Below are 20,198 nucleotides of genomic sequence, written 5' to 3'. Positions count from 1 at the left end.
TTTAATCCAGCATCTTACGAATCACGTAATGCAAAATGCCGTCGTTCTGGTAATAGGTGAGCTCCGTAGCCGTATCGATGCGGCACCGGCACTCAAGCACCTCCGTTTTCCCATCTGCTCGCGTTAGCGTGACCGGCACCGTTTTACCCGGCTGCAGGTTTTGCAGGCCGCTAATATCGATCTTCTCTTCCCCGGTCAGCCCCAGCGTTTTACGGGTAACGCCTTGCGGGAATTCAAGCGGAAGGATCCCCATACCGATCAGGTTAGAACGGTGGATACGCTCAAACGACTCGGCAATCACCACTCGCACCCCGAGCAGACGTGGGCCTTTTGCCGCCCAGTCCCGGCTGGACCCAGAACCGTACTCTTTACCCGCGATCACGGCCAGCGGCGTGCCTTCCTGCTGATACTTGACGGCAGCATCGTAGATCGACACAACGTCGGTGCCCGGTAGGTGGCGCGTCATGCCCCCTTCGACACCTGGCACCATTTCGTTGCGGATGCGAATGTTGGCAAAGGTGCCGCGCATCATCACCTCGTGGTTACCGCGACGTGACCCGTATGAGTTAAAATCCCGTCGCTCCACCCCCCGCCCCTGCAGATAGCGGCCTGCAGGACTGTCGGCTTTGATACTGCCAGCCGGGGAGATATGGTCTGTTGTAACCGAATCCCCGAGCATCGCCAGAATTCGCGCACTGTGAATATCTTTAAGCGGTGCCGGCTGTGCCTGCATGTCATCAAAGAATGGCGACAGGCGGATATAGGTTGAGTCGTCCTGCCAGCCATACGTGTCGGAGCCGACGACGTTGATAGATTTCCACTCCGGCGTGCCCTCGAATACTTCCGCATACTCCTTACGGAACATCTCCGTCGAAACCTTCTCAACCGCACGCGCAATCTCTCGTGATGACGGCCAGATATCTTTCAAATAGACGGGATCGTTCTTGCGGTCGTGACCAATGGGATCGGTCACCAGGTTGATATTCATGTTCCCGGCCAGAGCGTAAGCAACCACCAGCGGCGGCGACGCCAACCAGTTTGTTTTGACCAATGGATGAATACGCCCTTCAAAGTTACGGTTACCGGAAAGAACCGCGCCTACGGTCAGGTCGCCCTGCTTAATCGCCAGTTCGATAGGCTCGGGCAGCGGCCCGGAATTACCGATGCAGGTTGTACAGCCGTAACCGACCAGGTTGAAGCCCAGCTCATCCAGGTACGGCGTGAGCCTGGCCTGTGCCAGATAATCTGACACCACTTTTGAGCCCGGTGCCAGCGAGGCTTTTACCCAAGGTTTCGGTTTAAGACCCAGCTCAACGGCTTTCTTCGCCAACAGCCCAGCGGCCATTAACACGCTCGGGTTAGAGGTGTTGGTGCAGGACGTAATAGCAGCGATCACCACGGCACCGTCAGGGAGCTGATATTGATGCCCATTGATGACATAGTCGACCGGGCGGTGATCTTTCTGGGCGGTATTGACCTCCAGCTCGTTGCTGGCTGCAAATGCGTTTGGAACGTTGTGAAGCGCAACGCGATCCTGCGGACGCTTTGGCCCCGCAAGACTCGCCTCTACGGTCCGCATATTCAGCTCTAGCGTGCTGGTGAATACCGGCTCGTCGCCGGAGTTGCGCCACATGCCCTGCGCTTTGGTATACGCCTCGACCAGCGCAACCTGCTCCTCGCTTCGGCCACTCAGGCGCATATACTCCAGCGTCACGCTATCAATCGGGAAGAAGCCGCAGGTAGCGCCGTACTCTGGCGCCATGTTAGCGATAGTGGCTCGATCCGCCAGCGGTAATGAGTCCAGCCCGTCACCGTAGAATTCGACGAACTTGCCGACCACGCCGTGTTTACGCAGCATCTGGGTCACCGTCAGCACCAGGTCCGTGGCGGTAATGCCTTCTGAAAGTTTACCGGTGAGCTTAAAGCCCACGACATCGGGAATGAGCATTGAAACGGGCTGGCCGAGCATGGCGGCTTCTGCTTCGATACCGCCGACGCCCCAGCCCAGTACGCCCAAGCCGTTAATCATCGTGGTGTGCGAGTCGGTGCCAACCAGCGTGTCCGGGTAGGCGATCCATTCCTTATCCTGCAACTCGCTCCAGACGGCTTTCCCCAAATATTCAAGGTTCACCTGGTGGCAAATGCCCGTCCCTGGCGGGACAACGCTAAAACGGCTAAACGCCTGCTGGCCCCATTTCAGAAACACGTAGCGTTCGTGGTTTCGTTCCATTTCAAGCCGAACGTTTTCTTCAAACGCGTCGTCATTACCGAAGTGATCAACGGTGACAGAATGGTCAATGACAAGGTCAACGGGGGAAAGCGGATTAACTTTTGCCGTATCACCGCCAAGGCGTTTAACGGCTTCGCGCATCGCGGCTAAATCAACAACGGCCGGTACGCCGGTGAAGTCCTGCATCAAGACCCTTGCCGGGCGGTAGGCAATTTCTCTGTCAGCATGGGCATCCTTTAGCCATCCAGCCAGAGCATGAATATCATCGGCGGTGACGGAATCACCATCCTGCCAGCGCAAAAGATTTTCCAGCAGCACTTTCAACGACTTGGGCAACCGCGAAATGTCACCAAGCGTTTTCGCCGCCAGCGGCAAGCTATAGTAGTGCCAGGTTTTATTTTCTGCCTGCAACGTGTCCTTACTGGCTTCGCGTAGGGTTAACGACATAAGCTCCTCCATAATTACAGGGATACCCAGACAATCATCAGGGCCGTAATTAAAGATAACACATAGATGTCGTAACGTTTTGATAACAACCCAAATTGATAAATTTAGGAAGGATCCCGAGTCGCCTTAAAACAAAAACCCCGCCGAAGCGAGGTTTTGCGATTTAGACACAGGCCAGCCAGATTAGCTGACACCAGAAGAGTATCGACACAGAAAAAACGCCGATCCAGGACCAGTATTTGAGCGTTGTCATGTTATTCATCATAGGGACACCAGGCTTTAATTATTAAAGATTCCGAGGTCAGCCCTCAGTTCTATATTGCTGATGTGTATTTATTAAAGAGTACAAAAGCACAGAGTCATTATTCAGACTATTTGCATCATTACGCAAAAAACTAAATTATTGTTTTTTGGGTTCGTCTTCCGCGAACACATCGATAAAGGCTTGCTGTTGTGCAGTCAGTTTCCAGGACGCAGGAACAGTCGTCGCGGGCGCTTTGCGAGCACTGTGTCCAGTGTCACGGTGTTGACACATGGTTTTTAACGTTTCTGTACGTACCGTCACTGTCATAGTTAACCCCAATATTTCCACGCCAGGAGAGCAACCACCACCCAAAACAGGGCGGAGACGAGAAAGACCGACAGCCAGGCTTTACGCTTGAGCGCAGGATCCCTTTGCGGTTCTTCACTTCCTGAAGGCATTGCTAACCTCATACAATCGATATCGCTTATCATTTTGAGACCAAACAATTGGTACAAGTAATCATCTGTTGAGATAAATCCTAAAGAAACTTTAGCGGAAAAGCCAGTGAATTTACGCATCTACACCTGGGAAAAATTCATTCTTTTGACCAGAAATAAATAATTGAAAAGAAATATTTGCGAAGACGTAAATTAGTTCTACTTTTGTCGCTAATTCACGACATTAAAACCACACAGTATATATGGTTAATGACATTATATGACATTATATGCAGATGATGATAATTCTAATTTAGGTTTGAGGGGTTATTTCGGTATCTTTCCCTAAGGGAAAGATACCGGGAGTGATTATTTGGCAGGGAGTTTGATGTCTTTGAACATCTCTTCAATATCTTCATTGGAGCGTAATGCGACCGCGGTATCGACGACATCACGGGTTAAATGCGGCGCGAAGCGCTGAATAAAATCATACATGTAGCTGCGCAGGAAGGTGCTTCGACGGAAACCAATCTTGGTGGTGCTATGACTGAACACGTCATGCGCGTCAAGACGCACCAGATCCGGGTCAGACACCGGATCAACCGCCATACTGGCAATAACGCCTACCCCCAGCCCGAGCCGTACATACGTTTTTATAACGTCAGCATCCGTTGCGGTAAAGACGATACGCGGCGTAAGTCCTGCACGGTTAAATGCCGTATCAAGCTCAGAGCGACCGGTAAAGCCAAAGGTGTATGTCACCAGGGGGTATTGCGCCAATTCTTCAATGGTAACCGAGCCTTTGCCCGCAAGCGGATGGTCAGGCGTGACAACGATGGAACGATTCCAGTGGTAGCACGGCAGCATCACCAAATCATCATAAAGATGCAGCGCTTCAGTGGCGATGGCAAAGTCCGCATTGCCTTTAGACACCGCCTCAGCAATTTGCGTCGGTGAGCCTTGATGCATATGCAAAGAAACGCGCGGATAGCGTTCAATAAAGCCCTTGATAACCCCAGGTAGCGCGTAGCGCGCCTGTGTATGCGTGGTAGCAATATACAAGGAGCCTTTATCCGGCCAGGTATGTTCCCCCGCCACCGATTTAATGGCATCCACTTTCGAAAGGACTTCCCGCGCGATGCGAATGATTTCCTGTCCGGCGGGAGTGACCTGCGTCAGATGCTTCCCGCTACGGGCGAAAATCTGAATGCCTAACTCGTCCTCCAGCATGCGAACCTGCTTGCTGATGCCGGGCTGGGAGGTGTAAAGCCCCTCAGCGGTAGATGAGACGTTAAGGTTGTGATTTACCACCTCAACGATATAACGAAGCTGCTGTAATTTCATGCCAGACCATCCGATTTAGCGCACGGGGGTGAGTCGCTTAAGACGATTTAATAATAAGAAAAGGGTTAACTATAACCACTATATCATTTATAGCCTGACTGTATAGTACGGAACAAAAAATAATAACGACGTAAAAAAAGGGCCGGAAGTCCGGCCCTTTCACAGGTAAGTTACGGTGAGGGAAGATTATTTCTTGCCTTCAACCCATTTTCCGTCAACAAAGAACGCTGACCATCCCGTCGCTTTACCCTCTTTTTCCGCGGCAACGTATTGCTGCTTCGTTTTACGGCTAAAGCGTACAACGGTTTTGTTGCCTTCCGGATCCTGCTGCGGCGCATCGGCCAGATAACGCAGCTTCTCAGGCAGACGATCGCGGAAGCGATACAGTTCTTCAACCAGCGGCGCACGGGTTTCACGTGATTTCGGGAAAGTGTTGGCCGCGAGGAAGACTCCGGCAGCACCGTCACGCAGCACAAAATAGGCGTCTGATTTCTCGCACGGCAACTCGGGCAGCGGAACAGGATCTTCTTTTGGTGGCGCGACTTCGCCGTTACGCAAAATTTTACGCGTGTTCTTACATTCGTCGTTGGTACAAGCCATGTACTTACCAAAGCGCCCCATTTTTAGGTGCATTTCGGAACCACACTTCTCACACTCAACGATTGGGCCGTCATAGCCTTTGATGCGGAACTCACCTTCTTCGATCTCGTAGCCATCACAGGTCGGGTTGTTACCGCAGACGTGCAACTTACGTTTAGGATCGATCAGGTAGCTGTCCATCGCGGTACCGCATTTCTGACAGCGACGTTTCGCACGCAGGGCGTTGGTTTCTGCATCATCACCTTCCAGCACGTTGAGAACTTCGTTCTCAGGAACCAGGTTGATGGTGGTTTTGCAGCGCTCTTTCGGCGTCAATGCATAACCAGAGCAGCCCAGGAATACGCCTGTGGTCGCAGTGCGGATCCCCATCTTACGGCCACAGGTTGGGCAGTCGATACTGGTCAGAACCATTTGGTTAGGGAGCATGCCGCCCTCTTCAGGATCTTTCTCCGCTTTTTCAAGCTGGTCAGTAAAGTCGCTAAAGAAGCTATCAAGTACCTTTTTCCATTCAGCCTGATGGCTGGCAACCTGATCGAGGCTGTTTTCCATCTGCGCGGTGAAATCGTAGTTCATCAGCTCGCGGAAGTTAGCTTCCAGACGGTCAGTAACAATCTCACCCATTTTTTCAGCATAGAAACGACGGTTTTCAACGCGAACGTAACCACGATCCTGAATGGTAGATATGATTGACGCATAGGTAGACGGACGGCCGATACCGCGTTTTTCCAGCTCTTTAACCAGCGATGCCTCGCTAAAGCGTGCAGGCGGCTTGGTGAAGTGCTGTGCTGGAACCAGGTCAACCAGGGACAGCTCATCGCCTTTGTTTACCGCAGGCAGCGTTCTGTCTTCATCACCTTTGCGTAGCGCAGGCATGACTTTGGTCCAACCGTCGAAGCGCAAAATACGGCCACGGGCCTTGAGACGGAAATCACCCGCCCCAACGGTCAGCGTCGTGGAGTCGTATTTCGCTGGCGTCATCTGACACGCCACGAACTGACGCCAGATCAGCTGATACAGCTTCTGCGCGTCGGCTTCCATATCTTTCAACGATTCAGCGACGACAGAGACGTCAGAAGGACGAATGGCTTCGTGAGCTTCCTGAGAATTCTCTTTGCTGGCGTATTGATTTGCGCTTTCAGGCAGGTATTTCTTACCGAAATTATCGCCGATATAGTCGCGCACCATGTTGACTGCATCCTGGCTCAGATTGGTAGAGTCGGTACGCATATAGGTAATGTAGCCCGCTTCATACAAGCGTTGCGCCATCATCATGGTTTTCTTCACGCCATAGCCAAGACGCGTGCTCGCTGCCTGTTGAAGCGTAGAGGTAATAAACGGCGCGCCAGGCTTGCTGCTGGTTGGTTTGTCTTCACGCTCAAGAACCTGATAGCGCGCTTTTTCCAGCAGCGCTACCGCAGCCATTGTCTGTTCGCGGTTTTCTGGACGGAAAGGCTTGTCGTTGTGATGACTCACCTGCAGCGGCAGAGCATCGCCGCCCGGCGTGGTGACATTTGCATCCACTTCCCAGAATTCTTCCGGAACGAAGGCTTTAATCTCGCGCTCACGCTCAACAACGAGGCGTACTGCAACGGATTGCACACGACCGGCAGACAGGCCGCGAGCAACCTTCTTCCAAAGCAGTGGAGAAACCATATAACCCACAACACGGTCCATGAAGCGGCGTGCCTGCTGGGCATTTACACGGTCAATATTCAGTTCACCCGGCTTTTCAAAAGCCTGACGAATCGCATTCTTTGTAATTTCGTTAAACACTACACGGCTGTAGCGTTTGTCATCACCCCCGATCACTTCCCGCAGGTGCCATGCAATGGCTTCCCCTTCGCGGTCAAGGTCGGTTGCGAGATAGATGTGGTCTGCTTTTTCAGCAAGCTGCTTCAGCTCGTTAACGACTTTTTCTTTCCCGGGCAGCACTTCGTATTGTGCATCCCAGTTATGCCACGGGTTAACACCCATGCGGTTGACAAGCGCGCTACGTTCATCCTTTTTAGGCTTTTTAGCCCCTTTGGTGGAGGTAGAGTCTGCGCTCTTTTTGCTGGCTGAGCCACTGGTCGGCAAATCGCGGATATGACCAACGCTGGACTTAACCACGTAGTCGTTACCCAGATACTTATTGATCGTTTTGGCTTTTGCCGGGGACTCAACAATGACGAGAGCTTTACCCATGTTCACCTTTACCTAATTTAATTCTTCCAGGAATACGCCGCACGTTGATTTCCCTTCCGCTGACGACGAGCCATGGATATTGCGACTGCGTCAGGGGATATCAACCCCTTGGTCTCACCGGAGGTTTGGAAGTCAACATCCAGGTCATTGAGTTATCGGGTATTTTTCTCTCACTCAATATAATTCGTGACGAATTTCTGGTTGAATGTCAAGCAATTCTGTTGCCAGAATGACGAAAGCGCACACTGTACCTGATAAAATTCGTTACGCAACTTTATTAGCATGCAAAAGCAAATCCCGCCAGCCACGCCCCTTCCACTTATCCCCGTACATTACAGGGAAAATTTGCCCCCAAAGCGCCCTCGGCGTAGACTATTGTCACTGTTTAAGGAGTGGATTATGCAGACTACGACCCAACCGATTGACCGAACCTCTCTGCTTATCGAAGCAAACAAACTGATTCGCAACCATGAAGACACCCTGGCGGGCATTGAAGCCACCGGCGTGGAACAACGTAACGGGGTACTGGTTTTCAGCGGCGAGTATTATCTCGACGAACAGGGTTTGCCTACCCCTAAGAGCACCGCCGTATTTAATATGTTTAAATACCTGGCGCACACGCTTTCTGAGAAATATCACCTGGTCGATTAATGCAAAACGCGAGGCAAATGCCTCGCGTTTTTGTTTTACAGCAGCGGTTTCTGACTGCGCTGGAGCCAGCGCAGCATTAATCGATCCGCACTCTCTGCGGCGCTGTGGGTAAAACGGTCAAGCAGACGTTTACGCTGGGTAAAACGCACACCAATCAGTTCACGGCCTTCCATCAGGTTCAACAGCAGATCGTCACTGGTCCCCACCTCGTCCACCAGCCCTTTCTCCTGCGCCTGCGTACCGTACCAATGCTCACCTGTTGCGACCTGCTCGATGTCGAGCGTTGGGCGCATACGGTGCACAAAGTCCTTAAAGAGGAGGTGCGTTTCGTTCAGGTCTTCGCGGAATTTCTGACGCCCTTCTTCAGTATTTTCGCCCAGCAGCGTCAGGGTACGTTTGTACTGCCCTGCGGTATGCAGTTCAATATCGATCTCTTTGTTTTTCAGGAAACGGTTGAAGTTAGGAATTTGCGCGACCACGCCAATTGAACCAATGATTGAGAACGGTGCAGCAACAATCTTGTCGGCCACACAGGCCATCATATAGCCACCGCTCGCGGCGACTTTATCCACCGCAACGGTCAGCGGAATCTGTTTTTCACGCAGCCGCTGCAGCTGCGAGGCAGCCAGTCCGTAGCCGTGAACCACGCCACCGGGGCTTTCAAGACGTACAACCACCTGGTCATGGGGTTTAGCCACGGCAAGTACCGCGGTCACCTCTTCGCGCAGGGAAGAAACCTCATGCGCATCCATGCTACCTTTAAAATCGAGTACATAGACGCGCGGTTTTGTCTCGTCCTGCGGAACATTCAGTTTCGCTTTAGCTTTTGCCGCTTTCGCTTCCTGTTTGTGCTTTTTCTTCTGGGCTTTCACCCATAACTTCTGTTGATGGCTATCAAGCAGTGCCAAAGACATGTCTTCCTGCATCTCTTTATACTGCTCGCTCAGGCGGGTGATGCGTAACTCCCCACGCTGACGCTTGCGCTGCGTCAGGTTAACAATCAGAACGGCAATCACCGCGATGGCAATCACCACCGTCGCGATTTTGGCCAAAAATAACCCATATTGAGAAAGTAATTCCACGCGTTCCACCTTGATTTAACCATGATTCTTCCACGCCAGTGTACAACAGCCCTCGGCATGCGTCTCGCTCGTGACATTACCTCTGCGAGTCGTCTTCAGGAATCCCCTGATTCTGGTTTAAATATTTGCAAATTGTTAATTATGCAGCGTTGCGTCCTGTAGACTGATTGAATTCTCATGCTATTTCGGGCATAAACCCGAAAAGTCATAAAAAAAGGCGTAACGAGCCCGCATTGCGCCAGAGGAGTCACCGTGCATTATCAACCGAAAAAAAACCTGCTACAGAACCGTATCATTCTTGTCACCGGTGCCAGCGACGGAATTGGCCGAGAGGCTGCCCTAACGTACGCTGAATATGGCGCGAGCGTTATCCTGATTGGCCGTAACGAAGAAAAACTTAAAGGAGTCGCACAGGAGATTGAGGCTACAGGGGGGCTTCCTGCGCCCTGGTACACACTCGATTTACTGACCTGCACTCCGACAACGTGTCAGGAGCTGGCCCAGCGCATCAGCGCCCATTACCCGCGCCTGGACGGCGTGCTGCACAATGCAGGGCTGTTGGGAGAAGTTCGTCCGATGGATGAGCAAGATCCTGAAATCTGGCAGCAGGTCATGCAGGTGAACATTAATGGAACGTTTTTCCTGACCCAGGCATTGCTTCCTTTATTACTGAATTCTGAGTCCGGATCCCTGGTCTTTACCTCCTCTAGCGTGGGCCGCGAGGGGCGCGCAAACTGGGGGGCGTATGCCGTCTCAAAATTTGCCACTGAAGGCATGATGCAGGTGCTGGCGGAGGAGTACCAGAGCCGTCATCTGCGCGTAAATTGCATTAACCCGGGCGGAACGCGCACTAAAATGCGCGCCAGCGCCTTCCCAACGGAAGACCCCGATAAGCTGAAAACACCCGCCGATATCATGCCGCTATACCTCTGGCTAATGGGGGACGACAGCCGTCGTAAAACAGGTATGACCTTTGATGCACAGCCAGGTCGTAAACCGGGGATTTCGCAATGAGTGAAGAACGTCATCAGCAACGCCAGCAGCGTCTTAAAGAACAGGTGGATGCCCGTGTGGCAGCAGCCCAGGACGAGCGAGGGATCGTTATTGTGTTTACCGGCAACGGCAAAGGCAAAACGACCGCCGCATTTGGTACGGCCACGCGAGCCGTCGGACACGGACAAAAAGTGGGCGTCATTCAGTTTATCAAAGGGGAATGGCCAAACGGTGAGCGTAATCTACTTGAACCTCACGGTGTTGAATTCCAGGTGATGGCAACAGGTTTTACGTGGGATACGCAGAACAGGGAAACCGACACTGCCGCCTGCCTCGCCGTTTGGGATCACGCTAAACGTATGCTGGCCGATCCTGCGCTGAATATGGTACTGCTGGACGAAATCACCTACATGGTAGCTTACGACTACCTGCCGCTGGTGGCCGTACTTGAGGCAATAAAAAACCGTCCGGCGCACCAAACGGTGATCGTCACCGGGCGTGGCTGTCATCGGGATATTCTGGAGTTAGCGGATACCGTCAGCGAGTTGCGTCCGGTTAAGCATGCATTCGATGCGGGAATCAAAGCGCAAATCGGCATTGATTATTAAGAAAAAAGCCCGGTCAGTTGAACCGGGCTTTACGTTTTAACCGTTGTTGTTACGGCTGCCAGAGCGGCGATTGCTGCTCACCTGGCTGTGACGCTTCACGGCACGACGAATTTGGTTCGCCTTCATGCGGCGACGATCTTTTTCCACCGCCACTTTTGACGTGGTTTCTGGAGTCAGACCAACCAGCTCGCGCAGGTAGTTGGTCTGAGTGAGATCCAGTTCGGTATAGCCGCCACGCGGCAGTCCTTTTGGCAGCAGAATATCACCATAGCGAACGCGAATTAGACGGCTCACCTGTACGCCAACCGCTTCCCAAAGACGACGAACCTCGCGGTTACGGCCTTCGGTCAGGGTCACGTTGTACCACTGGTTAATACCTTCACCGCCGGTAAATTTAATGGTTTTGAATGCAGCTGGGCCGTCTTCCAGCTGAACGCCACGCGACAGATCGCGCAGTTTATTCTCATCAACCTGGCCAAACACGCGAACGGCGTATTCACGTTCAACTTCACGACTTGGGTGCATCAGACGATTTGCCAGTTCACCATCGGTGGTAAACAGCAGCAGACCGCAGGTGTTCACGTCCAGACGACCAACGGCAATCCAGCGAGCGCCGCGCAGCTTAGGCAGACGGTCAAATACCGTCGGGCGACCTTCTGGGTCATTGCGGGTACACAGCTCACCTTCTGGCTTATAGTAAGCCAGCACACGGCAGATCTGTTCGGCAGATTCTTTGACCGAGATAAGATGACCGTCGATACGGATCTTGAGTCCCGGTACGATTTCTACGCGGTCGCCCAGGGTGGAGACTTTACCGTCTACACTCACGCGACCTGCTTCAATAATGGCTTCGATTTCACGGCGCGAACCGTGGCCGGCGCGCGCCAGCACTTTCTGTAACTTCTCGCTCATTGAGCTTCCTCAGGTGTCGCCTTCACAGGCGTCGAATCAGTTCAAAACAGGGCCTCGCCCTGCTTTGATGGCCGCGTAGTATATCTGCTTACACCCTTACAAGAAAGGTTTAACATCGCCCACACCTTCACGAATCACTTCAGGGGCATCTTCGGTTAAATCGACAACGGTTGTCGGCTGCTGCCCCAGGTAACCGCCGTGAATAATGAGCTCGACCACCTTCTCCAGACGATCTTTGATCTCTTCGGGGTCGGACTCCGTAAACTCACTGCCCGGCAGCATCAGTGACGTCGATAGCATCGGCTCGCCGAGCGTTTCCAGTAGCGCCTGGGCTATTGGATTTGACGGGACGCGCATCCCAATCGTTTTGCGTTTTTCCTGTAACAGTCGGCGCGGAACTTCTTTCGTTCCTTTCAGAATAAAGGTGTAGTTTCCCGGCGTATTATTTTTAATCAGGCGAAACGCTACGTTGTCGACATAAGCATAGGTAGACAACTCGGAAAGATCGCGGCACATCAGGGTAAAGTTGTGCCCGTCCGGCAGCTGACGAATACGGCAGATGCGCTCCATCGCCCCTTTATCTTCAATTTTACAGCCCAGCGCGTAGCCAGAATCGGTCGGATAGACGATAACGCCACCTTTGCGGACGATCTCCACGGCCTGATTAATCAAACGCGGCTGCGGGTTATCCGGATGAATATAGAAAAACTGACTCATACTTCCCTCTCTTCAATATGCTGCGGCTGTTCCCAGAGCTGCCAGACGGGTTCAACCCCTGCCGGTAGCCAGAGCTTACGCCCCAGCTCTATCCACGCGCAGGGCTGATGAAAATCAGATCCCTGCGATCCAAGCAGACCGAACTGACGAGCATAAGTTGCGAGCTGCGCTCGCTCATTGGGCGCCTGCTGACACTGAGCGACTTCCATCGCCTCACCACCGCATTCGGCAAAGTGAGCCAGCAGCCTTTTCAGCCATTTAGCAGAAAGATTATACCGCCCCGGATGGGCCAGCACTGCCTTACCGCCAGAATGATGAATGACATCAATAGCTTGTTTTATTGTACACCACTGCGGCGGAACGTATCCGGTTTTCCCACGGGCCAGATACTTTTTAAAGACATCAGCCATCGTGGTCGCTTTGCCCGCCTCAACAAGGAATCGGGCAAAATGGCCCCGCGTCACCGCCCCGCCGTTCGCCATCTTCTGCGCGCCTTCCAGAGCGCCGGGAATATGGGCCTTCTCGAGCCGCTCGCCAATCATCTGTGCACGCTCGTTGCGCCGCGTTTTTTGTTCTTGCAAAAATGCGCGCATTGCCGGATGTTCTATCTCAATGTTCAGGCCGACAATGTGAATTTCATGGTTTTCCCAGAGAGTCGAAATCTCGACGCCTGAGATCAAATCAAGCGCCAGCCCACTACGGGCAATCTCGGCACGCGCGGCCGGAATGGCATCTGTCGTATCGTGATCGGTTATCGCCAGCGTGCCAACACGCATTTCAACGGCACGATGTACCAACGCTTCAGGCGTTAGCAGACCATCAGAAGCCTGAGTGTGGCTATGTAAATCGTAAATTATGGCGTACGTGGTATCGCTCAAAGCACTTCCCGTCACAGGTTGGAGACATCCTAAAACCCTATGATAACGGCTTGCCGCGAAATTCTGAAATCAAGGGTTGACAAGACGCCATTGAACTAGTTAACTAGTACGCAAGTTCACACGAGAAAGGTATCTGAAAATGACAGCACATTTCACTCAGCACGGTTGGTGGCGTACTTCCTGACTATCGGGCAGTGTCACACGTCTGCGAAATGCAAACAGATACCCAGCCCGCTCTCAAGCGGGTTTTTTTTGAACAGAATAAATGAGAACAACACAATGCAAACAGCCAAACCACACCTCGAATTGCTGACCTGCGAGGCGGCCTATCGCCACAACCCAACCGCGCTGTTTCATCAGGTTTGCGGTGCCCGTCCTGCCACGCTGCTGCTGGAATCTGCGGATATCGACAGCAAGGACGATCTGAAGAGCCTCCTTCTGGTCGATAGCGCGCTGCGCATTACCGCATTCGGTGACACCGTCACAATTAAGGCGCTGTCGGATAACGGTGCCTCTCTGCTGCCGCTCCTGGACGCGGTGCTGCCTGCGGGTGTTGAAAACGAACATCATCCGGACATGCGTATTCTGCATTTCCCGCCGGTCAGCCAGCTGCTTGACGAAGACGCGCGCCTCTGTTCGCTGTCCGTCTTCGATGCTTTCCGCCTGCTGCAAACCCTGGTCTTCGTGCCGGAAGATGAACGTGAAGCCATGTTCTTCGGCGGGCTGTTTGCTTACGACCTGGTCGCAGGTTTCGAAGCATTACCGGAAACAGAACAGGGCAACCGCTGCCCGGATTACTGCTTCTACCTGGCGGAAACCCTGATGGTCATCGATCATCAGAAAAGATACACCCGCATCCAGGCAAGTCTGTTCACGCCGTCTTCAGCAGAGAAAAAACGCCTTGAGCACCGCATTGCTCAGCTACAGCAGCAGATGACCGAAGAGCCTCCGGCACTGCCGGTGCAGCGCGTTGAACAGATGACCTGCGACGTTAATCAGACTGACGATCAGTACGGGGCCGTCGTGCGTCAGATGCAAAAAGCGATCCGCGCCGGTGAAATTTTCCAGGTGGTGCCGTCCCGTCGGTTCATGCTGCCCTGCCCGTCGCCGCTGGCGGCCTATGATGTGCTGAAAAAGAGCAACCCAAGCCCGTACATGTTCTTTATGCAGGACAATGAGTTCACGCTGTTTGGCGCCTCGCCAGAAAGCTCCCTGAAATACGACGCCACCAGCCGCCAGATTGAGATCTACCCGATTGCCGGAACGCGTCCGCGCGGTCGCCGGGCAGATGGTTCGCTTGACCGCGATCTCGACAGCCGTATCGAACTGGAAATGCGTACCGATCATAAAGAGCTGTCAGAGCACCTGATGCTGGTCGATCTGGCACGTAACGATCTGGCGCGTATTTGCACCCCAGGAAGCCGCTATGTGGCCGATCTTACCAAAGTTGACCGCTACTCCTTTGTGATGCACCTGGTGTCACGCGTTGTGGGTGAACTGCGAAATGACCTTGACGTTCTTCACGCCTATCGCGCCTGCATGAATATGGGCACCCTGAGCGGCGCGCCAAAAGTCCGTGCGATGCAATTAATTGCGGCGGCCGAAGGCCGTCGTCGCGGAAGCTACGGCGGTGCGGTGGGATATTTCACAGCCCACGGCGATCTTGATACCTGCATCGTTATCCGCTCTGCCTATGTGGAAGATGGCATTGCTACCGTCCAGGCTGGCGCGGGAATCGTTCTAGATTCTGTTCCGCAGTCTGAGGCTGACGAAACGCGCAGTAAGGCCCGCGCGGTATTGCGCGCCATTGCGACTGCACACCATGCACAGGAGATTTTCTGATGGCTGACATTCTGCTGCTCGATAATATCGACTCTTTTACATACAACCTGGCAGATCAGCTGCGTGCAAATGGCCACAACGTCGTTATCTACCGTAACCATGTTCCGGCACAGACGCTGATTGACCGTCTGGCAACCATGCAAAACCCGGTTCTGATGCTATCCCCTGGCCCCGGTGCGCCAAGCGAAGCGGGCTGTATGCCCGAGCTGCTGACTCGCATGCGCGGCAAGCTGCCCATCGTGGGTATTTGCCTTGGCCATCAGGCGATCGTTGAAGCCTACGGCGGCTACGTGGGCCAGGCTGGAGAGATCCTGCACGGTAAAGCGTCAAGCATTGAACATGATGGCCAGGCGATGTTTGCTGGCCTGCCAAACCCTCTGCCGGTTGCGCGTTACCACTCGCTGGTCGGCAGCAACATCCCGGCCGGTTTGACCATTAATGCCTCTTATGAAGGCATGGTGATGGCAGTGCGTCACGATGTCGATCGCGTTTGCGGTTTGCAGTTCCACCCGGAATCAATTCTGACGTCTAACGGCGCGCGCCTTCTGGAGCAGACCCTCGACTGGGCGTTACAGAAACTGGAGCAGACCAACACCCTGCAACCGATTCTTGAAAAACTGTACCAGGCGCAGACGCTGAGCCAGCAGGAGAGCCACCAGCTTTTCTCCGCGGTTGTTCGCGGCGAGCTGAAGCCTGAACAGCTGGCCGCCGCGCTGGTAAGCATGAAAGTGCGTGGTGAAAGCCCGCAGGAAATAGCCGGTGCCGCGACCGCTCTTCTGGAAAATGCCGCACCGTTCCCGCGTCCGGACTATCAGTTTGCGGATATTGTGGGCACCGGTGGTGATGGCAGCAACAGCATCAATATTTCGACTGCCAGCGCGTTTGTCGCGGCAGCGTGTGGCATGAAGGTCGCTAAGCATGGCAACCGCAGCGTGTCCAGCCGGTCCGGATCGTCTGATTTACTGGCAGCATTCGGCATCAATCTGGATATGAACGCTGACCGCTCCCGTGAAGCGCTGGATGACCTGGGCGTCTGCTTCCTGTTTGCACCGAAATATCACACCGGTTTTCGCCACGCGATGCCGGTTCGCCAGCAGCTTAAAACGCGCACGCTGTTTAACGTCCTCGGGCCACTGATTAACCCGGCACATCCGCCGCTGGCGCTGATCGGCGTCTACAGCCCTGAGCTGGTGTTACCGATCGCGGAAACCCTGCGGGTGCTGGGCTATCAACGCGCTGCGGTGGTACACAGCGGGGGAATGGATGAGGTATCACTCCATGCACCTACGCTCGTAGCCGAACTGCGAGACGGTGAAATACTGAGTTACCAGCTTGAAGCGTCCGACTTTGGCTTAACGCCATATCACCAGGAAGCACTGGCGGGCGGCACGCCAGAAGAAAACCGTGACATTCTTACGCGCTTATTACAAGGTAAGGGAGAGGTCGCCCACGAGGCCGCCGTTGCTGCCAACGTCGCCATGCTGATGCGTTTGCACGGCGAGGAAGACCTGAAGGCCAACGCACAAAAAGTTCTGAACGTACTGCGCTCTGGTGCAGCTTACGATCGCGTGACCGCACTTGCAGCAAGAGGGTAAAGAATGCAGACCGTATTAGCGAAAATCGTTGCCGATAAGGCCATTTGGGTTGAAGCACGCAAGCAACAGCAACCGCTCGCCAGTTTTCAGAATGATGTGGTGCCGAGTACACGCCGTTTCTATGATGCCCTGCAGGGCGCACGTACCGCGTTTATTCTTGAGTGCAAGAAGGCGTCCCCATCTAAAGGCGTGATCCGTGACGATTTCGACCCGGTGCGTATTGCCGGTATCTACAAACATCATGCGTCTGCGATCTCCGTGCTGACGGATGAGAAATATTTTCAGGGCAGTTTTGATTTTCTGCCCATCGTCAGCGACATCGCCCCGCAGCCGATTTTGTGTAAAGACTTTATTATCGACCCGTATCAGATCTGGCTGGCACGTTTTTATCAGGCCGATGCCTGCCTGTTGATGCTCTCCGTGCTCGATGACGAACAGTACCGTCAGCTTTCCGCCGTCGCACATAGCCTGAATATGGGTGTACTGACCGAAGTGAGCAACGAAGAAGAGCTTGAGCGCGCCATCGCGCTGCAGGCGAAAGTGGTGGGCATTAACAACCGCGACCTGCGCGATCTGTCTATTGATTTGAACCGTACTCGCCAACTGGCGCCGCGCCTGGGTCATGGCGTGACGGTGATCAGCGAATCCGGAATCAACAGCTACGCTCAGGTGCGCGAGCTGAGCCACTTTGCCAACGGGTTCCTGATTGGCTCAGCGATGATGGAACATGACGATCTCAACGCCGCAGTTCGTCGCGTACTGCTGGGTGAAAACAAAGTGTGCGGGTTAACCCGTGAACAGGATGCTCAGGCCGCGTATGAAGCCGGGGCGATTTACGGCGGTCTGATCTTTGTAGGCAGCTCACCGCGTGCCGTAACCGACGAGCTGGCGCGTAAGGTGATAGCGGCAGCCCCACTCAGCTATGTGGGCGTGTTCCGTAATGCCGATATTGCAGACGTGGCGGCAAAAGCTGACGCGTTATCCCTGAGCGCAGTGCAACTGCACGGTGATGAAGATCAGGCCTATATCGATGCCCTGCGCGCTGTTCTTACGCCGCAGGTAAAAATCTGGAAAGCACAAAGCGTGGGCCATGCGCTGCCAGCACGTAATCTGAATCATGTTGATAAATACGTGCTCGACAACGGCCAGGGCGGTACGGGTGAGCGTTTCGACTGGTCACTGCTTAACGGTGAAGCGCTGGACAACGTCCTGCTGGCAGGCGGATTAAGCCCTGATAACTGCGTAGAAGCCGCCAAAACCGGCTGCGCAGGCCTCGATTTCAATTCAGGCGTAGAGTCACAGCCGGGAATCAAAGATGCCAGCAAGCTGGCCTCGGTATTTAAAACTCTGCGTGCATATTAAGGAAGAGAAGATGACCACATTACTAAACCCTTATTTTGGTGAGTTCGGTGGGATGTACGTCCCACAAATCCTGATGCCCGCTCTGCGCCAGCTGGAAGAAGCCTTTGTCAGCGCACAGAAAGATCCAGCATTTCAGGCTGAATTTACCGACCTGCTGAAAAACTACGCCGGTCGTCCAACGGCGCTGACCAAATGCCGTAACCTGACCGAAGGCACCAAAACCACGCTGTATCTCAAGCGTGAAGACCTGCTGCACGGTGGTGCGCATAAGACCAACCAGGTGTTAGGTCAGGCACTGCTCGCAAAACGGATGGGCAAAACCGAAATCATCGCCGAGACCGGTGCCGGACAGCACGGTGTAGCGTCAGCGCTGGCCAGCGCCCTGCTCGGTCTGAAATGCCGTATTTATATGGGGGCTAAAGACGTTGAGCGCCAGTCCCCGAACGTATTCCGTATGCGTCTGATGGGTGCAGAAGTGATCCCGGTACACAGCGGCTCCGCGACGCTGAAAGATGCCTGTAACGAAGCGCTGCGCGACTGGTCTGGTAGTTACGAGACCGCGCACTACATGCTCGGGACCGCAGCAGGTCCGCACCCGTTCCCCACCATTGTGCGTGAATTCCAGCGCATGATTGGTGAAGAGACCAAAGCGCAGATCCTCGAAAAAGAAGGTCGTCTTCCGGATGCAGTGATCGCCTGCGTTGGCGGCGGTTCTAACGCTATCGGCATGTTCGCTGATTTCATCGACGATACCAGCGTGGGCCTGATTGGCGTCGAGCCAGCCGGTCACGGCATTGAGTCGGGTGAACACGGTGCACCGTTGAAACACGGCCGCGTGGGCATCTACTTTGGTATGAAATCTCCCATGATGCAGACCGATGAAGGCCAGATTGAAGAGTCGTATTCTATCTCTGCCGGTCTGGATTTCCCTTCCGTGGGACCACAGCACGCTCATCTGAACAGCATCGGTCGTGCGGATTATGTCTCCATCACCGATGATGAAGCGCTGGAAGCATTCAAAACGCTGTGCCGCCATGAAGGGATCATACCGGCACTGGAGTCCTCGCATGCCCTGGCGCACGCGTTAAAAATGGTCAAAGAAAACCCGGAAAAAGAACAGCTGCTGGTCGTTAACCTTTCCGGCCGCGGTGACAAAGATATCTTCACCGTTCACGATATTCTGAAAGCACGAGGGGAAATCTGATGGAACGCTACGATAACGCATTTGCACAACTCAGCGCCCGCCAGGAAGGCGCGTTTGTCCCCTTCGTCACGCTGGGCGATCCTGGTCCTGAGCTGTCGCTGAAAATTATCGATACCCTCATTGAAGCCGGTGCCGATGCGCTGGAGTTGGGTATTCCGTTCTCTGACCCGCTGGCGGATGGCCCAACGATTCAGAATGCCACCCTGCGCGCATTTGCTGCGGGGGTTACTCCTACCCAGTGTTTCGAGATGCTGGCGGCAATTCGTCAGAAGTACCCAACGATTCCTATCGGCCTGCTGATGTACGCCAACCTGGTCTTTAACCGCGGTATTGATGAGTTTTACGCCGAGTGCGCTCGCGTAGGTGTCGACTCCGTGCTAGTGGCCGACGTGCCGGTTGAGGAATCAGCACCTTTTCGCCAGGCCGCTATGCGTCACAACGTTGCGCCGATTTTTATCTGCCCGCCGAATGCCGATGATGAACTGCTGCGCCAGATTGCTAGCTATGGTCGCGGATATACCTACCTGCTCTCCCGCGCAGGCGTGACCGGTGCTGAAAACAAAGCGGCGCTGCCCCTGCATCATCTGGTGGAAAAACTGGCGGAGTATCACGCCGCACCGCCACTTCAGGGCTTCGGGATCTCGTCGCCGGATCAGGTCGCTGCAGCGATTGACGCGAAAGCGGCTGGCGCCATTTCCGGTTCCGCTATTGTTAAAATTATCGAGAAGAACGTCGATAAGCCTGAACAGATGCTTGCTGAACTAAAAGACTTCGTCAGTTCAATGAAAGCCGCAACGCGTTAAGCCTGACCTTAAGCGCCGTCTGGCTTCTCAGCCAGGCGGTTCTCCCTCCTCTGCCCTCAAAAGGG

General features: G+C 53.9%; 17 protein-coding genes and 1 other annotated feature. Of the genes, 8 read left to right on the top strand and 9 right to left on the bottom strand.

Translation table 11 applies throughout. The features are described from left to right. Position 1: 1 nt before the first annotated feature. The 5 genes from acnA to topA all read right to left on the bottom strand — a co-directional run bounded on the left by acnA (position 2) and on the right by topA (position 7,486). Positions 2-2,677, bottom strand: a complete 2,676-nt coding sequence (gene acnA, locus V5P19_RS04445) for an aconitate hydratase AcnA (protein ID WP_334400488.1) — start codon at positions 2,675-2,677, stop codon at positions 2-4. Between the two features lie 163 nt (positions 2,678-2,840). Further along, positions 2,841-2,939, bottom strand: coding sequence for a small membrane protein YmiC (gene ymiC, locus V5P19_RS04440; protein WP_334401148.1), 99 nt, complete (start codon positions 2,937-2,939; stop codon positions 2,841-2,843). 311 nt (positions 2,940-3,250) lie between these two features. Continuing rightward, entirely contained in the window at positions 3,251-3,391 is a 141-nt protein-coding gene (locus V5P19_RS04435) for a YmiA family putative membrane protein (RefSeq protein ID WP_334401146.1), read from the bottom strand. Positions 3,392-3,727: 336 nt separating this feature from the next. After that, entirely contained in the window at positions 3,728-4,702 is a 975-nt protein-coding gene (gene cysB / locus V5P19_RS04430) for an HTH-type transcriptional regulator CysB (RefSeq protein WP_010431770.1), read from the bottom strand. A 186-nt stretch (positions 4,703-4,888) separates the two neighbouring features. Beyond that, positions 4,889-7,486 carry a type I DNA topoisomerase gene (topA, locus tag V5P19_RS04425; protein WP_334400484.1) on the bottom strand — a complete coding sequence of 866 codons (2,598 nt, stop codon included), beginning with the start codon at positions 7,484-7,486 and terminating at the stop codon, positions 4,889-4,891. A 399-nt stretch (positions 7,487-7,885) separates the two neighbouring features. On the opposite strand from topA, the gene V5P19_RS04420 reads away from it, so the two are divergent. Further along, on the top strand, positions 7,886-8,137 hold the full coding sequence (locus V5P19_RS04420; RefSeq protein ID WP_334400482.1) for a YciN family protein: 252 nt from the start codon (positions 7,886-7,888) through the stop codon (positions 8,135-8,137). A gap of 35 nt (positions 8,138-8,172) precedes the next feature. On the opposite strand, the gene sohB is transcribed toward V5P19_RS04420, so the two are convergent. After that, positions 8,173-9,219 (bottom strand): protease SohB, encoded by a 1,047-nt coding sequence (gene sohB / locus V5P19_RS04415; RefSeq protein WP_334400480.1) that lies wholly within the window; start codon positions 9,217-9,219, stop codon positions 8,173-8,175. A 252-nt stretch (positions 9,220-9,471) separates the two neighbouring features. Between sohB and V5P19_RS04410 the strand changes: the two genes are divergently transcribed. Beyond that, positions 9,472-10,233: a YciK family oxidoreductase gene (locus V5P19_RS04410; protein ID WP_334400478.1), complete on the top strand. Its 762-nt coding sequence runs from the start codon at positions 9,472-9,474 to the stop codon at positions 10,231-10,233. Continuing rightward, on the top strand, positions 10,230-10,820 hold the full coding sequence (cobO, locus tag V5P19_RS04405) for a cob(I)yrinic acid a,c-diamide adenosyltransferase (protein WP_334400476.1): 591 nt from the start codon (positions 10,230-10,232) through the stop codon (positions 10,818-10,820). Before V5P19_RS04410 ends, cobO begins: the two co-directional genes overlap by 4 nt. 36 nt (positions 10,821-10,856) lie before the next feature. Here cobO and rluB read toward each other — a convergent pair whose 3' ends face one another. From rluB to rnm, 3 genes are all read right to left on the bottom strand, one after another. Continuing rightward, the gene (gene rluB / locus V5P19_RS04400; protein ID WP_334400474.1) at positions 10,857-11,732 is read right to left on the bottom strand and encodes a 23S rRNA pseudouridine(2605) synthase RluB; all 876 of its coding nucleotides are present in this window, start codon (positions 11,730-11,732) and stop codon (positions 10,857-10,859) included. 96 nt (positions 11,733-11,828) lie between these two features. Next, positions 11,829-12,449: an L-threonylcarbamoyladenylate synthase gene (locus V5P19_RS04395; protein ID WP_003856793.1), complete on the bottom strand. Its 621-nt coding sequence runs from the start codon at positions 12,447-12,449 to the stop codon at positions 11,829-11,831. After that, complete coding sequence (gene rnm, locus V5P19_RS04390; protein ID WP_334400472.1) at positions 12,446-13,327, bottom strand: RNase AM; 882 nt, start codon at positions 13,325-13,327, stop codon at positions 12,446-12,448. Before rnm ends, V5P19_RS04395 begins: the two co-directional genes overlap by 4 nt. 160 nt (positions 13,328-13,487) lie before the next feature. After that, positions 13,488-13,582, top strand: a sequence feature (Trp leader region). 24 nt (positions 13,583-13,606) lie between these two features. Between rnm and V5P19_RS04385 the strand changes: the two genes are divergently transcribed. From V5P19_RS04385 to trpA, 5 genes are read left to right on the top strand one after another with little or no spacing between them, the layout of a single operon-like run. Continuing rightward, entirely contained in the window at positions 13,607-15,169 is a 1,563-nt protein-coding gene (locus V5P19_RS04385) for an anthranilate synthase component 1 (protein ID WP_334400470.1), read from the top strand. After that, entirely contained in the window at positions 15,169-16,764 is a 1,596-nt protein-coding gene (gene trpD, locus V5P19_RS04380; RefSeq protein WP_334400468.1) for a bifunctional anthranilate synthase glutamate amidotransferase component TrpG/anthranilate phosphoribosyltransferase TrpD, read from the top strand. The genes V5P19_RS04385 and trpD overlap by 1 nt, the downstream gene beginning before the upstream one ends. Before the next feature lie 3 nt (positions 16,765-16,767). Next, positions 16,768-18,126 carry a bifunctional indole-3-glycerol-phosphate synthase TrpC/phosphoribosylanthranilate isomerase TrpF gene (gene trpCF, locus V5P19_RS04375; protein ID WP_334400466.1) on the top strand — a complete coding sequence of 453 codons (1,359 nt, stop codon included), beginning with the start codon at positions 16,768-16,770 and terminating at the stop codon, positions 18,124-18,126. A 10-nt stretch (positions 18,127-18,136) separates the two neighbouring features. Then, a complete protein-coding gene (trpB, locus tag V5P19_RS04370; RefSeq protein ID WP_334400464.1) occupies positions 18,137-19,330 on the top strand; it encodes a tryptophan synthase subunit beta in 1,194 nt (397 codons plus the stop codon). Next, positions 19,330-20,133 carry a tryptophan synthase subunit alpha gene (gene trpA / locus V5P19_RS04365; protein WP_334400462.1) on the top strand — a complete coding sequence of 268 codons (804 nt, stop codon included), beginning with the start codon at positions 19,330-19,332 and terminating at the stop codon, positions 20,131-20,133. The genes trpB and trpA overlap by 1 nt, the downstream gene beginning before the upstream one ends. Positions 20,134-20,198: the final 65 nt, after the last annotated feature.

It is taken from the genome of Enterobacter sp. UNJFSC 003, assembly GCF_036903355.1.
In the GTDB taxonomy this organism is placed as follows: Bacteria; Pseudomonadota; Gammaproteobacteria; order Enterobacterales; family Enterobacteriaceae; genus Enterobacter.
This window is presented reverse-complemented; position numbering and strand designations above follow the sequence as displayed.

Coding starts and splice junctions, on each gene's coding strand:
- acnA (WP_334400488.1), bottom strand. CDS start 2,677: ATGTCGTTAACCCTACGCGAAGCCAGTAAGGACACGTTGCAGGCAGAA.
- ymiC (WP_334401148.1), bottom strand. CDS start 2,939: ATGAATAACATGACAACGCTCAAATACTGGTCCTGGATCGGCGTTTTT.
- V5P19_RS04435 (WP_334401146.1), bottom strand. CDS start 3,391: ATGAGGTTAGCAATGCCTTCAGGAAGTGAAGAACCGCAAAGGGATCCT.
- cysB (WP_010431770.1), bottom strand. CDS start 4,702: ATGAAATTACAGCAGCTTCGTTATATCGTTGAGGTGGTAAATCACAAC.
- topA (WP_334400484.1), bottom strand. CDS start 7,486: ATGGGTAAAGCTCTCGTCATTGTTGAGTCCCCGGCAAAAGCCAAAACG.
- V5P19_RS04420 (WP_334400482.1), top strand. CDS start 7,886: ATGCAGACTACGACCCAACCGATTGACCGAACCTCTCTGCTTATCGAA.
- cobO (WP_334400476.1), top strand. CDS start 10,230: ATGAGTGAAGAACGTCATCAGCAACGCCAGCAGCGTCTTAAAGAACAG.
- rluB (WP_334400474.1), bottom strand. CDS start 11,732: ATGAGCGAGAAGTTACAGAAAGTGCTGGCGCGCGCCGGCCACGGTTCG.
- V5P19_RS04395 (WP_003856793.1), bottom strand. CDS start 12,449: ATGAGTCAGTTTTTCTATATTCATCCGGATAACCCGCAGCCGCGTTTG.
- V5P19_RS04385 (WP_334400470.1), top strand. CDS start 13,607: ATGCAAACAGCCAAACCACACCTCGAATTGCTGACCTGCGAGGCGGCC.
- trpD (WP_334400468.1), top strand. CDS start 15,169: ATGGCTGACATTCTGCTGCTCGATAATATCGACTCTTTTACATACAAC.
- trpCF (WP_334400466.1), top strand. CDS start 16,768: ATGCAGACCGTATTAGCGAAAATCGTTGCCGATAAGGCCATTTGGGTT.
- trpB (WP_334400464.1), top strand. CDS start 18,137: ATGACCACATTACTAAACCCTTATTTTGGTGAGTTCGGTGGGATGTAC.
- trpA (WP_334400462.1), top strand. CDS start 19,330: ATGGAACGCTACGATAACGCATTTGCACAACTCAGCGCCCGCCAGGAA.